The organism is Streptomyces spiroverticillatus (assembly GCA_014650415.1).
Classification (GTDB): Bacteria; Actinomycetota; Actinomycetes; order Streptomycetales; family Streptomycetaceae; genus Streptomyces; species Streptomyces spiroverticillatus.
The window spans coordinates 107,132-121,407 of record BMUX01000010.1; the positions used below are offsets into that span (position 1 = coordinate 107,132).

Sequence of the window (14,276 nt, forward strand, 5' to 3'; positions counted from 1 at the left end):
GCCCAGTGCCCCGTGCCTTCACCGCCGCCGACGACGCCGCGCTCTACGACATACTCAACCCCTGGGATCCGGAGCACCGGCCCGACGACGGTTTCTACGGTTCTTTGGTGATGGCCGCCGGCTCCGTCCTCGACGTCGGCTGCGGCACCGGGTCGCTGTTGTGCGTTGCTCGTGAGCGCGGACACCGGGGGCGGCTCACAGGGCTCGACCCGGACCGTGCGGCGCTGGAGCGGGCGCGGGGCAAGGGGGCGCGCGGGGTCGCCTGGGTGGAGGGTCCCGCTGCCGACGCGGGCAGGCTCTGCGGCACCGGGTTCGCGTTGGTCACCATGACCGGGCACGCGTTCCAGTGCCTGGTCACCGACGAGGAGGTACGGGATTCGCTCAGCGGCGTGCACGAGGCGCTGCGGCCCGGCGGGCGGTTCGTGTTCGACACGCGTCATCCGCAGGCCCGCGCCTGGGACCGCTGGAATCCGGTCGCCTCGGAGGTGCGTGTCGAGCTGCCGGGGGGCGGCGGGGGACCCGGCCGTCCGCTCCGCTTCTGGCACGAGGTGGATGCCGTGGTCGAGTCCCCGAGTACGGTCGTGGACTTCCACAGCACCGCCGCCGAGCCCGACGGGACCGTCCTGCGGGTCGACAGCTCCCGCCTCCGCTTCCTCCGCCCGGCGGCCCTGAACGCCTTCCTCGCCGAAGCGGGGTTCGAGGTCGAGGCCCAGTACGGGGACTGGGCGCGCGGGCCGCTCGCGCCGGGGAGCGCGGAGATCATCTCCGTCGCGCGGAAGCGGAAGTAGCCCTCACCCCAACCGGTGCCCCGTCACCGCCCTCGCGAAGGAGTGCAGGGCCGTCACCACCTCGTCCCGGGTCCGGCGGCCTGCCAGGATTTCCATCTGGTAGCCGTCCTCCAGGGCCACGAAGCTTGCCGCCAGCATGCGTGGGGGGTCCGTGAGGGTGAAGGTGCCCTGGGCCTGGCCCAGGACCAAAGTGGCGTAGTAGACGGTGATTTGACGTTCCGTCAGGGAGCTGTCCAGGGCGGCCGCGCGCGGATCGCGCAGGCTTCGGGGCCAGTATTCGAAGAGCAGGCGCGGGAGTACGTCGTCGGGACCCGCCGCGACCCCCGAGTCGATGCAGGTGCGGAGTCGGTCCGCCGCGTCGGTGAGGGGTTCCACCGCCGCCTCGCGCTGGAGGCAGAAGCGGTCGATCGCCTGCTGGAAGGTCTCGTACATCAGGGCGTCGAGGTCTTCGTAGTAGTAGAGGACGGCCGCCGGGGTCAGGCCGGCCTCCTCCGCGACGTCGCGCAGCCGCAGCCCTTCGAGGCCCCGCTCGATCAGCGCCCGCTGGGCCGCCGAGCTCAGCTGTGCCCGACGGGCCTCCTGGTCCTTGCGACGGGCCATCGGCGGCCCTCCTTCCCCGTGCGGACGATCACTGAACGTCATCGGAATCAGCGTAAAGCCATGTCCAACACTCTATCGCTGGCTCTTGACGATGATCCGGCGCATTCTTTAAATGAGCATTCAAAGAATCCGGGCCGTCCACCGAGGACCGGCCACTGGGAACTGGAGGCGCGCCATGACTGCCGAATCCGCCCCGGAGCGACCACCTGCCCTCACCGACGCCTCCACCCGTACCGGGAAAGGGCTCCGCAGCGGGTCCGTGGGGCTGCTGGCCTCCGTCGCGCTGGGGCTGTCCTCCGTGGCCCCCGCGTACAGCATCGCCGTCACCCTCGGCTTCGTGACGCTGGTCGCCGGGCACTTCGCGCCCGCCGCGCTGCTGCTCGGCTTCGTACCGATCCTGCTGACCGCCTTCGCGTTCCGCGAGCTCAACCGGGAGATGCCGGACTGCGGCACCACCTTCGTCTGGTCCACCCGCGCCTTCGGCCCGTACCTGGGCTGGCTGTCCGGCGGCTGGGTCGTCCAGTGCGCCACCGTCATCGCGATGACCGCCCTCGGCCGGGTCGGCGCGAGCTATCTGCTGGACCTGCTGGGGCTGCACTCACTGGCCGCCAACGGGTACGCCGTCGCGGGCGTCGCGGTGCTGCTGCTCGGGGCGGCGACGGCGGTCGCGTACCGGGGCATCCACTTCGCGGCCTCCGTGCAGTACGTCCTGCTCGGCCTCCAGCTCCTCGCCCTCCTCGCCTTCGGCATCGCCGCCTTCGCGGGAGACGGCGGCTCCGGGGCCGAGACCCCCTCCCTGACCTGGCTGAACCCCTTCGGCTTCGACGGGCTCGACTCCTTCGCGCAGGCCGTGCTGCTGTGCCTGTTCATCTACTGGGGGTGGGACGCGCTGCTCACCGTCAACGAAGAGACCACCGACGCCGGCCGCACCCCCGGCAAGGCCGCCGTCATCTCCACCCTCGTCCTGCTCGCCACCTACCTCTTCACCGCCTTCGCCGCGATCTCCTTCGCGGGCACGGGCACGGAGGGGCTCGGGCTCGGCAGTGAGGAGAACGCCGCCGACGTCCTCGCCACCCTCGCCCCGCCCGTCGTCGGTGACGCCCTCGCCAAGGTGATCCAGCTCGCGGTCTGCGTCTCCGCCGTCTCCGCGCTCCTCACCTGCCTGGTCGGCACGTCCCGGGCGACCCTGTCGATGTCGGCCCACGGAGCGCTCCCCAAGCGCTTCGCCCGCATCCACCCCCGCTTCGGCACCCCCTCCTTCGGCACCGTCTTCTTCGGCGTCGCGGCGGCCGTCACCCTCACCCTCCTGACGATCGTCTCCACCGACTTCCTCGGCGACGTCGTCCTCTCCGTGGGCCTGCTCATCGCTTTCTACTACGGCATCACCGGCCTTGCCTGCGTCTGGTACTTCCGCCACCAACTCCGCGACAGCGCACGGGACTTCCTCCTCAAGGGGCTGCTCCCGCTGCTCGGCTCGCTGATGATGGTCGCCGCCTTCGGCCGCAGCGCGTACGACATGCTCGACCCCGCGTACGGATCCACCTCGATCGGCGGCGTCGGCGGTGTCTTCCTGCTCGGCGTCGGCTCGATCGCGGTGGGCGCGCTGGCCCTGCTCGCCGTACGGGCCCGCTTCGGCGCCTTCTTCCGCGACGGCCGCACGGCGGTCACGGAGCAGGTGGTCACCCTGGACGACTGACCCGCTCCCTTGCGCCTTCGCAGAACCTCGCAGAACTTCGTAGAGCTTCGTAGAACGGAACCACCCCATGCGCACCCTGGCCATCGCCGCCGTGCAGACCACGCCCGTACCGTACGACCTCGAAGCGACCTGGCAGCGCTACGCCGGCCAGGTACGGGCCCTCCACGACGCCTTCCCGCACGTCCAACTCGCCCTGGCCCCCGAGCTGTTGCTCGCCGCCGAGGCGCCTTTCCTCGAAGCGCGCTCCGAGTGGATGCACGAGGCGGCCGTCACGATCCCGGGTCCGCTCACCGGCCGGATCTGCGACCTCGCCCGCGAGACGGGGCTCTGGCTGATCCCCGGTTCGCTGTACGAGAAGGCCGCCGACGGCCGGGTGTACAACACCGCCCTCGCGGTCTCCCCGCAGGGCGAGATCGTCGCCACGTACCGCAAGGTCTTCCCCTGGCAGCCGTACGAACAGACCGAACCCGGCACCGAGTTCGTCGTCTTCGACCTCCCCGGCATCGGCCGCGCGGGCCTCGCCATCTGCTACGACGGCTCCTTCCCGGAGACCGCCCGCCAACTGGCGTGGATGGGCGCGGAGTTGATCCTCCAGCCCACCCTGACCACCACCCGTGACCGCGAGATGGAACTCGTCTGCGCCCGCGCCAACGCCTGGACCAACCAGGTGTACGTCGTCAACCTCAACGCCGCCGACCCGGCAGCCGTCGGCGCGAGCGTCATCGTCGACCCGGAGGGCATCGTCCGCCAGCAGGCGGGTCCGGGCGAGGAGATCCTGGTCGACGTCCTCGACCTGGACGCCGTCACCCGCGTACGGAAATTCGGCTCGGCGGGCCTGAACCGGCCCTGGGACCAGCTCGCCCGCTACGGCGACCGCATCAAGCTCCCCATGTACGGGGGGACGTTCCAGCCGCGACCCTAGGGGAGCACCGACGCCAGGTTCGGCCGGGTGCCCTGGGTCCAGGCGATGTGCAGGTCGGCCCGGTGCAGGCGCCACCCGGCGGGGGTGCGGACGAGCGCGTTGTCCGTGCGCCCGCCGGAGACGAACACCTCGCCGCCGTCGGCCAGGACATGGGTGCTGAGCTGGTTGCCGCGCAGTGTGGCCCGGTCGCCGTCGATCTCGATGACGTAGTTGGAGCCGAAGTGCACGGTGCGGGCGAAGAGCCGCATGGCGGTGGACACGTTCGCAAGGACGGCGGCCCGGCCCGCGACCTCTCCGGCGGGGGTCGCGGTGGTGGCCTCCTCGGTGAAGAAGGAGGCTGACCAGGTCTCGTCGAGGGTCCGGCTCCCGTCCGTGTGCATGTCGTCGAGGGAGCGCAGGTAGCGGTCGAAGAGGTCGGTGATCTCGGCGCGGTCGGTGAGGGCGCGGAGCTCGGTGTGCAGGGCTTCGGTGGACAGGGCTTCGGTGTTCAGCGTCTCGGTCATGGGCACGATCTTTTTCCCTCAACCGCGCTTGAGGTCAAGGCGAGGAAGCATTGATTCGGTTTGCCCGGCACGTGCGGGAGAGGAAGGATCTCCGCATGCCCATCCCACACCTCATGCGCATCCACAGCGACGAGTTCCGTGCCATGGCGGAGAGGGTGCTGCGGGTCACCGAGCTGACCTCCCGCCTCAACGTCCTGCCCTTCGAGGACGAGGCGGGGAAGGCCGAGCTGTTCGAGCAGATCCTCGGCAAGCCGCTGCCGTCGCACGTCACCATCTACCCGCCCTTCTTCACGGACCACGGGCTCAACCTCGACCTCGACGAGCGCGTGTTCATCAACCAGAACTGCACCTTCCTGGACTACGCCGGCATCCGGATCGCCGAGCGCGTGATGATCGGCCCGAAGGTCACCTTCATCACCGGCGGCCACCCGGTCGACCCCGAGGAGCGGCGGCTGTATCTGACCGGTGCGCCCATCGACGTGGCCGAGAACGTGTGGATCGGCGCCGGGGCCACCATCCTGCCCGGCGTCAGCATCGGCCGCGACGCGGTGATCGCAGCGGGTGCGGTCGTCGCCGACGACGTTCCCGCGGCCAGTCTGGTGACCGGTACGAAGGCCACCGTGCACCGGCAGTGGTGAGGGGCCGGAAAAGGGTGTGCGGCGGGCGCGAGGGGCGCAGTACGGTCCCGGGGTGGATGACATTCCGGACGTACCCGCACTGACAGGCAACCCCGATTCCACCACTCCCACCACTCCCGACGCGCCGGAGGACGGCTACTTCGGCGCGTCGGTCGCAGCCAGGTACGACGACCCCGACGACGGCATGTTCAGTCCCTGCGCGGTGGTCCCCGCCGTCGACTTCCTGGAGGAACTCGCCGCCGGGGGACCGGCGTTGGAGTTCGGGGTCGGCACCGGACGGATCGCCCTCCCGCTGGCCCACCGGGGAGTCCCGGTGCACGGCATCGACCTCTCCCGCGCGATGGTCGAGCGGATGCGGGAGAAGGAGGGCGGTGCCGAACTACCCGTAACCATCGGCGACTTCGCGACCACCCGGGCCGACGGTCCGTACAAACCGGGGGACTTCACCCTCGTCTATCTGGTCTTCAACACCCTCATGAACCTCACCACGCAGGAGGCCCAGGTCGCCTGCTTCCGCAACGCCGCCGCCCACCTCGCCCCGGGCGGCACCTTCGCCGTCGAGGTCGCGGTGCCGGACCTGCGGCTGCTGGCCCCGGGGCAGGAGGCGGTCCCGATGGAGATCTCCGCCACCCGTTGGGCGTTCGACCGCTACGAGGTGGCCACCCAGTCGATGAGCTCGAACTACATCGAGGTCGAGGGCGGTCGCGGCTCGTACCGCTCGATCCCGTTCCGGTACGTGTGGCCCGCCGAACTCGACCTCATGGCCCAACTCGCGGGCCTGCGGCTGCGGGACCGCTGGGAGGGGTGGCGGGGCGAGCGATTCGATGACTGCAGCGGACGTCACGTATCGGTCTGGGAGAGGCCGAGGGGCTGATGCCGCCCGGTGCGACCGGGCCGACAATCCGAAGTCGCATTATTCGCGGGGGAGTTGGAGACTTTCGGTCCCTCGCTCGGTCCCTCGGGTGTTGTCGCAGGTCAGGCAGGTCGCGAAGGCCGGAAAGGGACTGAGAGGGACTGACTTCCGGAATGAGGCCCGGCCGGGTTGCCCGGCCGGGCTCCCGGGACGGACTCACTCCTTCGTCAGCACCGCCACCCCCGGCCCGCTCAGCTCCTCCAGCGCGGGCCCGCGCCCGGAGACCGCCAGCAGGAGGGCGAGCGCGGTCCCGCTCGCCTCGGGTCCTTCGCCCACGGTCAGGTCGGCGTCCGTCGCCACGAGCCGGACCCCGGCGACCCGCTCCTTGGCCCCGCCGAAGGAGGCGGACGTACGGATCTGGAGGCGCAGGGCCCGTACGACTGCCTCCGGCGCGTAGGTGTGCATCAGCCCCAGGGGGCGTCGGATGTCCTCCCCGTGCACGACCTCCTCGACGAGCCGGGTGTCGAGCGGCGCCGGGGGAGTCGAGCGTCGGCCCGCCGCCTGCCGCAGCCGCTCCAGGGTGTCCCGGGGCGTGGCCCCGCGTTCGCGGGCGACGCCCGCCGCGTTCTGCCGGTCGAAGTCGAAGCGGGCACGGGCCATCGCGGCGACGAATCCGAGGCGTGTGGTGTTCCAGGTGTCCAGCAGGTGGGCGGCCACGTCGTGCACGGTCCAGCCCTCGCAGAGCGACGGCTTCTCCCACTGCGCCTCGTCGAGCCGGTCGAGGTCGATGAGGAGCGCCGCGCGCTCGGCGTGCACCAGGGGCCATACGTCGTTGCTGGTCATGGTCGCTCCACGGGTCGTCGGGTCCTCGGCTGCGCTGCGATCGCTGTCTCCGCGATCACTGTCTCCGGTAGGTAGGACCGGCCGCATCCCGGGAACTCATCGGTCACTCCGTGTCGAGTCCGTCCACCAGCCGGTCCAGGAAACGCGCGAACATGTCGTCCGGCGACAGCGACCGGGCGGGAGCGGTCAGGGCCTCCGCCAGTTCCGGGTGCGCGCCGTCGGCGGCCACCGCCGTCAGGTAGCGGACCTCGGCCGCCGCGCGTGCCGGGTCGTCGGCCGCCCGCTCGCGGGTCACCTCGTTGGCGACGTACGTCGAGACGAAGCCCGTGAGCTGGCTGAAGACCTCCAGCCTGGCCCCGCCGTCCAGGCCCGTCGGGCGCAGCGCCGCGAGGACGTGCTCCAGGAAGGCGAGGGCGTTCGGGCCGAGCGAGCGGCGGGAGGTCAGGGCGGCCGGCAGCCAGCGGTGGCGGAGCATGTGGGTGCGCTGGAGGCGGGCGACGGCCTTGAGGTCGGCGCGCCAGGTGCCGGTGGGGGCGGGCGGCGGGACCAGTTCGGCGGTGACGTGGTCGACCATCAGCTCGACCAGGGTCTCCTTGTCGGGCGCGTAGCTGTAGAGCGACATCACGCCCGCGCCGACCTCGGCCGCGACCCGGCGCATGGTCACCGCCTCCAGGCCCTCCGCGTCCGCGAGCGAGACGGCGGCGGCGGTGATGGCCTCCCTGGTGAAGGCGGGTTTGCGGCCCCGTCCGGAGCGGTTCGTGCCGGTGCCCAGCCAGAGCTGTTCCGGGTCCACCGGGGGCGGGGTCGGCTTGTCGGCGCGGGGCATGGGTCCTCGGTCTCTCGGGTGCGGGCGTCGGGTTCCATCCAAGCATCAGCTATTCTCGTACAGCGTACGGAAAAACGTTGGAGGGGATGTTCCATGGGTTCGACGCGTGAGAAGAGCGGGAGTGCCGCGGGCGGGCGCTCTGTGGGCGGGGATGCTGTGAGCGGGGGCGCTGTGAGCCGGGGTGCTGCGAGCGGGAGCGCCACCGGCGGGAAGCCGCCCCTGGCCTCGCGGCTGATGCGTGCCACCTGGCGCAAGCTGCCCGCTGCCCGGTACGAGGTCGGGTTCGAGGCGGGGCTCGCCGTCCCGGCCGCCGACGGCGTGTCCCTGGTGACGGACCACTACTTCCCCCGGGGAGAGGGCGAGTTCCCGACCCTGCTCGTACGGTCGCCGTACGGGCGCGGAATTCCCTGGTCGCCCCTGTTCGGCGTGCTCTTCGCCGAGCAGGGCTTCCACGTGGTCATTCAGAGCTGCCGGGGGACGGGCGGGTCCGGCGGCACCTTCCACTACTGGCACAACGAGCCGGGCGACGCGCAGGCCACCGTCGTCTGGCTCCGTCAACAGCCCTGGTTCAACGGGGTGTTGGGCACCCTCGGGACCAGCTATCTCGGGTACGTCCAGTGGGCCCTGGCCCTCGACCCGCCGCCCGAGCTCAAGGCCATGGCGATCCAGGTGGGCCTCCACGACCCCCACGCCTTCTTCCACACCGACGGCATCCTCCACCTGGAGAGCCCCCTGGCGTCGAGCATGGGCGTGACGTACCAGCACCGGGGATTCGTGCCCTTCCTGCGGGCCACCCTGCGCCTCCAGCGCCACATCCGCCGCATCGTCTCCGCCCGCCCCCTGCGGAAGTCCTACGAGCCCACCCTCGGCCCGATCCCCTGGCTGGACGACGCGATGACCCACCCCGACCCCGCCGACCCGTACTGGAACGGGGCCGACCTCGCCGGGGCCGCCGAGCGGGCCACCGTACCGACCAGCCTCATCGGCGGATGGCACGACGTCTTCGCCGACCAGACCCTTCAGCAGTACGCCCGGATGCGGAAGGCCGGATGCGACGCCTCGCTGCTCGTCGGCCCGTGGACCCACACCTCCGCGCTCCAGCAGGGGTGGACGGACGTCTTCACCGAAACGCTCGCCTGGCTGCGCGCCCACCTCTGTGACGACCCGTCAACTCTGCGTCCCAGCGCGGTGCGTGTGCATCGTGGGGGCGACGGGCAGTGGCTGGACCTGGAGGAGTGGACGGGGGAGGGGGCGCGGGTCGGCTCGTGGTTCCCCGCCGCGCGCGGGCGGCTCCTGGGCGAGGCCCCCACCAGCGACGAGCCCCTCGCCTCCTTCCGCTACGACCCCGACGACCCGACCCCGTCCGTGGGCGGCGCCCTGCTCTCGCCCGGCGGGGGCTCCCGCGACCAGAAGGCCCTCGAAGCCCGCGACGACGTCCTCACCTTCGACGGACCGGTCCTGACCGAGGCCCTCGACGTGCTGGGGGCGGTCTCCGCGCGGGTCCGCGTCTCCACCGACACCGGGTACGCCGACCTCTTCGCGCGGCTCTGCGACGTCGACCCGGACGGGCGCTCGACGAACGTGTGCGACGGCATCGCGGCCGTACGCACGCAAGGGGACGCGGCCGTCGCCGTCGACGTGGCGATGAGCTCGACGGCGTACCGCTTCGGCGTCGGGCACCGGATACGGCTCCAGATCAGCGGCGGGGCCCACCCGCGCTACGCCCGGTCGTCCGGGACGGGGGCGCTCCCCGTGGACGCCGTCGACTTCCGTCCCGTACGCCTCACCCTTCACTCGGGGACGGTGCTGGAGCTGCCCCTTCCGTAGGCCTCGCGGGCTTGCGGAAGCGGACCGGGGCCTGGAAGCGGGCCTTGCGGGCGGCCCGGCGGAAGGTGGTCAGGACCGCCGGGCCCGCGAGCAGGATGCAGACCAGGTTGGTGAAGGCCCGCCCGGTGTCCCAGCCGAGCGAGGTGGCCAGGTCGAAGGCCAGGTAGCGCTGGAACTGCTCGGTGAAGGGCAGTCCGGGGAGGTACGCGATCGAGCTGTTCGGGTCGAGCGAGAACGGCCAGAAGGAGAGGTTGAGGAGGAAGCCGAAGAGGTAGCCGGACAGCGAGCCGTACACCGCCAGCATCAGCACCTCGCGGCGCCCGGTGGCCCTCGGCAGCAGCCCGGCCAGCATCCCCACGAACGCACAGCCGAACATCTGGTACGGCATCCACGGCCCGACCCCTCCCGTGATCAGCGCGGACGCGAACAGGGAGGTGCAGCCCAGGGTGAAGCCGAACCCCGGACCGTACACCCGGCCCGCCAGCACCAGCAGGAAGAAGACCGTCTCGATGCCGGCCGTGCCCGCACCCAGCGGGCGCAGTGCCGCGTTGACCGCCGACAGGACGCCCAGCATGGCGAGGGCCTTGGAGTTGATGCCGCCCTCGGCGATCTCGGAGAGCACCACGCACAGCACGATCACCAGGAGTACGCCGAAGATCAGCGGCGGTGCGTAGTTCGAGCCGAAGGTGCCCGGGGCGACCAGGAAGGGCCAGAAGAACGCCACGACGCCGAGGAAGGCGGCCATCGCGATGACGAGTCCGGCGCGGGGGGAGATGCGGATGGCGGTGGTGCGGAGGGTCGTCGGGCCGGTCACGGGGCGGCGTCCTCTCCGGCCAGGGCCGCTGTGACCTGATCCACCGTCAGGAACTCCAGCGGGGCCAGGATCTTCGCCGTCTGCGGGGCGAACACCGGGGAGGCCACGATGACTTCGGCCGTCGGGCCGTCCGCCACCACGTCGCCCTGCGCCATCACCACCACCCGGTCCGCCGCCCGCGCCACGAACTCGACGTCGTGCGTCGAGATCACCACCGCGCGCCCCTCGGCCGCCAAGTCGTCGACGATGCGTACGAGTTCGGCCTTGGCGCGGTAGTCGAGGCCCCGGGTCGGCTCGTCCAGGAGGAGCACCATGGGGGCGGCCGAGAGCTGGATGGCCAGGACCAGGGCCAGCTTCTGGCCCTCGGAGAGGTCGCGGGGGTGGGAGTCGTCGGGGATGCCGGGGGCGAGGCGGTCGAGGAGGGTGCGGGCGCCGGGGCCCGCGTCGACCGACTCCAGGTCGGCCTGGGCCAGCTCCTGCTTGACCGTCTCCAGGTAGAGCAGGTCGGTGGGGGTCTGCGGGACGAGCCCGACCAGCCTGCGGGCCTCCGCCGCCTTGAGATCCTTGGGATCGCGGGGCTTGTCGAGGTGGAGCGCGCTCACCTTGACCGAGCCCGCCCTGCGGGGGCCCGACCCCTGCAGGGCCCACAGCAGGGAGGACTTCCCCGAGCCGTTGCGGCCCATGAGGGCGGTGATCTCGCCGCCGCGCAGGGTGAGGTCGACCTCGCGGACGGCGGGCGTGCCCTGGTAAGTGACCGTCACGGAGCGGGCGTTGAGGAGTTCGGGACCGTCCGCCCAGGGGGTGTTCCGCACCGGCGGGGGTGTGGTGTGCGCGAGCCGCTTGCGCAGGGGGGCCGCCGCGCGGCGGGCGTCCCGTACGGACAGCGCCAGCGGGGTCCAGCCCGCCGCCCGGCCCAGCTCCACGATGGGGGGCGCGATGGACGACGTACGGAAGATGTCGGCGGGGGAGCCGGACACGACCCGGCCGTCGCCAGGGAGGTGCAGGACGCGGTCCGCGTACTGGACGACGCGTTCCAGGCGGTGTTCGGCGAGCAGGACGGTCACGCCGAGGTCGTGGACCAGGCGGGTCACGGCCGCGAGCACCTCCTCGGCCGCCGTCGGGTCCAGCGCCGACGTCGGCTCGTCGAGCACCAGCACGCGCGGGTGCGCCGTCAGGACCGAGCCGATCGCGACGCGCTGCTGCTGGCCGCCGGAGAGTTCGTGCAGGGCGCGGTGGCGGAGGTCGGCGAGGCCCAGGAGGTCGAGGGTCTCCTCGACGCGTTTGCGCATGGTGGCGGGAGGCACCGCCAACTGCTCCATGGCGTACGCGAGTTCCTCCTCCACGGTGTCCGTCACGAAGCCGTCGACCGGGTCCTGGCCGACCACCCCCACGACGTCCGCCAGCTCGCGGGGCGGATGGCCGGCGGTGTCGCGGCCGTCGACCAGGACGCGGCCGAAGAGGGTGCCGCCGGTGAAGTGCGGGACGAGCCCGTTGACGGCGCCGAGCAGGGTGGACTTGCCGACGCCGGTGTGCCCGACGACCAGGCACAACTCACCCTCATCGATGTGCAGTTGTACGTCACGGAGGGTGGGTTCGGCCGTGTCGTCGTACTGGACGGTGACCTCGTCGAAGGTGATCACGGGGTCTCCCGGGGGTGGGGCGGCGGCGACAGGAAGCCCGCGGCGCCGGCGAGCAGGACGGCGAGAGTGGGGACGAGAGGCAGCGTCGGCCAACTCAGGGGATAGATGGAGGGGTTGAGCTCGGCTGCGTTGAAGCCCGCCTTGCTGAACAGGAGCAGCGCGGAGAGGACCCCGCAGCCCGCCACCGCCCACTCCGGGAAGCGCCAGGGGTCCGGGCGGTACGTCGTCCGGGTCACCCGGCGGCCGCCGAGGCGCAGCCCCGCGAAGCACAGCAGGGCTCCCGCACCCATCGCGGGCAGACCCAGCAGCTTCGGGGCGGTCGCGTCGAGGAGTCCGTACGCGCCCGCGCACAGTCCGCACATGCCCAGCAGCATCAGCGCGCCGGTGAGGCGGCGCGAGCGGCGGCTCGCGGTGCCCGCGCGACCGTATCCGCGCGAGTCCATCGCGGACGCGAGGCGCAGGGAGCGCTCCAGGGCGTCCTCCAGCACCGGTACGACGATGCCGCGCAACGCCCGCAGCCCCTTCGTGCGGCCCGCCCGCAGCCGCCGCGCCCGGTGAACTCGCTGGACACTCTGCACCAGTTGGGGCGCCACGCTCAGCGAGACCGTCACGGCGGCCCCCAGTTCGTACAGCGCGCCCGGCAGGATGCGCAGGGCCCGCTTCGGGTTGGCGAGGGTGTTCGCCGCGCCGATGCAGCACAGCATGCAGGCCAGCCGGAGCCCGTCTGTGGCGGCCGAGAGCAGCGCCTCCAGCGACACCGGGCCGCCGAGCTTGATGCCCGCGTACCAGTCGGGGGTCGGGATGCGGGGCAGCGAGAAGAGGAAGTGGTCGCGCGGGGTGATGCCGGTCGCGAAGACCGCCCGGAAGACGACCCGGATCGTCACCACCGTCAGCGCGAGGTACAGGTAGTACGTGAAGCCGCGCGCCCACGGGGCCTCGGTGCGGCGCGCGGTGACGACGTACCCGAGGACCGCCAGCACGAGGAAGAGCAGCAGCGGGTTGTTGGTGCGGCTGACGGCGGTGGCCAGGGCGAGTGCCCAGATCCACCAGGCGACGGGGTGCAGCGTGCGGGGCAGGCGCCGGCCGCCGGTGCCGCTCGGGGCGGGGGCCTGGACCCGCGCGTCCGGGAGGGTGCGTGACAACGTGCTACCCCGACTCGGTCGTGCGCCGGCGGCGCCTGGCCGTGAACACCGCGCCGCCCGCGATCAGCAGCACCAGCGCGCCGGCGCCGGCGGCGGGCAGGTAGGAGCCCACGTCGTACGGGGCGTCGGCGGCCGGCGGCGCGTCGGCGATCTCGGCCTTCGGCCGGGAGCCTGCCGCGACGACGGCGGCGGTGGAGGCGGGCGTCGGGGCTCCTGGTGCCGTCGGGGCGGCGGTCGGCGTCGGAGCCGGGGTGTCCGTCGCACCGGGCGGTGAACTCGGCGTCACCGCAGGCGGGTTGGGATTCACCGGTACGGTTCCGGGCCCGCCCGCCTCGCGGCGCACCGGGGGTGCGGCGGGCGGCGGGGTGTAGCCGGGCGGAGGGTTCACGGGAGCCGGGCCGGTGTTCACGTTCGGCGGCAGGGGCTTGGCGGTCCGGGTGTCCTTCGGGACGGGTCTGTTGCTGGTGGGGCGGGTGTTCTTGGCGCGGAGCTGGTCGGGGGTGACGGTGGGGCGGCCCTTCGTGCCCTCGATGTTCGTACCGCCGAAGATCCACAGGTCGACGCTGCCGGGGCGCGGCTTGTAGAGCATGGCGCCGAGCTGGCTGTACTCCCAGGTGTTCTGGCCGGGATTGGCGTGCCAGTACGACCAGTAGGCGGAGGCGGGCGGGGTCAGTACGCAGTCGTCCTGCTCCGGCGGCGGGAACTGCCTGCCGGCCCGGAACCCGCTGTACCCGATCCGGCAGATGAACGCGGGCCCGTCGTGCCCGGTGCCGGTGGTGGCCCAGCCGCCCTGGTTGAGCAGCTCGTACCCGGTGGTGGGGGTCGTGCCGCAGGACCGGTAGATCGGCCCGCCCCACCGGCTGAAGTCGACGGCGAGGACGGCACCGGAGGAGGTGGTGCACTGGCTCATGGGCTGGGGGAGGGCGTGTGCGGGGGCCGCAGTGGAGGCGAGGGCGGCGAGGGTGAGGACGAGGGCGGCGGAGGTGCGGGCTGCGGGGCGGGTGGGGCGGAGGTTGTTCGGGGTGGCGACAGGCTCGGGTGCGGCCGGGCTGTCAGTCGTGCCGAACCGCTCGGGTGTGACGGCGTCGTTCGCCGTTCCGACGGGCCGGACGCCCCCGCCCGTGGGAGCGGGGTGCCGTGTGCCCGCAGCCGTACCGGTCAGGCGTGCCGGTGCGCGGGTCATC

At 72.3% G+C, this 14,276-nt stretch carries 14 protein-coding genes; 6 read left to right on the forward strand and 8 right to left on the reverse strand.

Going from position 1 to position 14,276, the window contains the following annotated elements; all coding sequences use genetic code 11:
- Positions 1-5: 5 nt before the first annotated feature.
- A complete protein-coding gene (locus IE269_RS25580) occupies positions 6-788 on the forward strand; it encodes a class I SAM-dependent DNA methyltransferase (RefSeq protein ID WP_229898215.1) in 783 nt (260 codons plus the stop codon).
- Positions 789-791: 3 nt separating this feature from the next.
- Here the strand turns inward: IE269_RS25580 and IE269_RS25585 are convergent, their stop codons facing one another.
- Positions 792-1,388, reverse strand: coding sequence for a TetR/AcrR family transcriptional regulator (locus IE269_RS25585; RefSeq protein WP_189825499.1), 597 nt, complete (start codon positions 1,386-1,388; stop codon positions 792-794).
- Positions 1,389-1,563: 175 nt separating this feature from the next.
- Here IE269_RS25585 and IE269_RS25590 point away from each other — a divergent pair, with 175 nt between their 5' ends.
- Together IE269_RS25590 and IE269_RS25595 are read left to right on the forward strand one after the other, a co-directional pair.
- Positions 1,564-3,084 carry an APC family permease gene (locus tag IE269_RS25590; protein WP_189825500.1) on the forward strand — a complete coding sequence of 507 codons (1,521 nt, stop codon included), beginning with the start codon at positions 1,564-1,566 and terminating at the stop codon, positions 3,082-3,084.
- Between the two features lie 67 nt (positions 3,085-3,151).
- Positions 3,152-4,006: a carbon-nitrogen hydrolase family protein gene (locus IE269_RS25595; protein WP_189825501.1), complete on the forward strand. Its 855-nt coding sequence runs from the start codon at positions 3,152-3,154 to the stop codon at positions 4,004-4,006.
- Here IE269_RS25595 and IE269_RS25600 read toward each other — a convergent pair.
- Positions 4,003-4,509, reverse strand: a complete 507-nt coding sequence (locus IE269_RS25600) for a nuclear transport factor 2 family protein (RefSeq protein ID WP_189825502.1) — start codon at positions 4,507-4,509, stop codon at positions 4,003-4,005. The two genes, IE269_RS25595 and IE269_RS25600, sit on opposite strands and share 4 nt — an antisense overlap.
- A gap of 95 nt (positions 4,510-4,604) precedes the next feature.
- On the opposite strand from IE269_RS25600, the gene IE269_RS25605 reads away from it, so the two are divergent.
- Both IE269_RS25605 and IE269_RS25610 read left to right on the forward strand, forming a co-directional pair.
- Complete coding sequence (locus IE269_RS25605) at positions 4,605-5,147, forward strand: DapH/DapD/GlmU-related protein (protein WP_189825503.1); 543 nt, start codon at positions 4,605-4,607, stop codon at positions 5,145-5,147.
- A gap of 79 nt (positions 5,148-5,226) precedes the next feature.
- Positions 5,227-6,021 carry a class I SAM-dependent DNA methyltransferase gene (locus IE269_RS25610; RefSeq protein WP_229898249.1) on the forward strand — a complete coding sequence of 265 codons (795 nt, stop codon included), beginning with the start codon at positions 5,227-5,229 and terminating at the stop codon, positions 6,019-6,021.
- Between the two features lie 195 nt (positions 6,022-6,216).
- Here the strand turns inward: IE269_RS25610 and IE269_RS25615 are convergent, their stop codons facing one another.
- Complete coding sequence (locus tag IE269_RS25615) at positions 6,217-6,843, reverse strand: maleylpyruvate isomerase family mycothiol-dependent enzyme (RefSeq protein ID WP_189825504.1); 627 nt, start codon at positions 6,841-6,843, stop codon at positions 6,217-6,219.
- A gap of 103 nt (positions 6,844-6,946) precedes the next feature.
- Positions 6,947-7,669, reverse strand: a complete 723-nt coding sequence (locus tag IE269_RS25620; RefSeq protein ID WP_189825505.1) for a TetR/AcrR family transcriptional regulator — start codon at positions 7,667-7,669, stop codon at positions 6,947-6,949.
- 234 nt (positions 7,670-7,903) lie between these two features.
- On the opposite strand from IE269_RS25620, the gene IE269_RS25625 reads away from it, so the two are divergent.
- Positions 7,904-9,496, forward strand: coding sequence for a CocE/NonD family hydrolase (locus IE269_RS25625; protein ID WP_189825691.1), 1,593 nt, complete (start codon positions 7,904-7,906; stop codon positions 9,494-9,496).
- Here the strand turns inward: IE269_RS25625 and IE269_RS25630 are convergent.
- The 4 genes from IE269_RS25630 to IE269_RS25645 all read right to left on the reverse strand — a co-directional run bounded on the left by IE269_RS25630 (position 9,453) and on the right by IE269_RS25645 (position 14,275).
- Positions 9,453-10,241 (reverse strand): ECF transporter S component, encoded by a 789-nt coding sequence (locus IE269_RS25630; protein WP_229898250.1) that lies wholly within the window; start codon positions 10,239-10,241, stop codon positions 9,453-9,455. The two genes, IE269_RS25625 and IE269_RS25630, sit on opposite strands and share 44 nt — an antisense overlap.
- A gap of 65 nt (positions 10,242-10,306) precedes the next feature.
- Positions 10,307-11,950: an ABC transporter ATP-binding protein gene (locus tag IE269_RS25635; RefSeq protein WP_189825507.1), complete on the reverse strand. Its 1,644-nt coding sequence runs from the start codon at positions 11,948-11,950 to the stop codon at positions 10,307-10,309.
- Positions 11,947-13,092, reverse strand: coding sequence for an energy-coupling factor transporter transmembrane component T (locus IE269_RS25640; RefSeq protein WP_189825508.1), 1,146 nt, complete (start codon positions 13,090-13,092; stop codon positions 11,947-11,949). Before IE269_RS25640 ends, IE269_RS25635 begins: the two co-directional genes overlap by 4 nt.
- A gap of 4 nt (positions 13,093-13,096) precedes the next feature.
- On the reverse strand, positions 13,097-14,275 hold the full coding sequence (locus IE269_RS25645; protein WP_229898216.1) for a hypothetical protein: 1,179 nt from the start codon (positions 14,273-14,275) through the stop codon (positions 13,097-13,099).
- Position 14,276 lies beyond the last annotated feature (1 nt).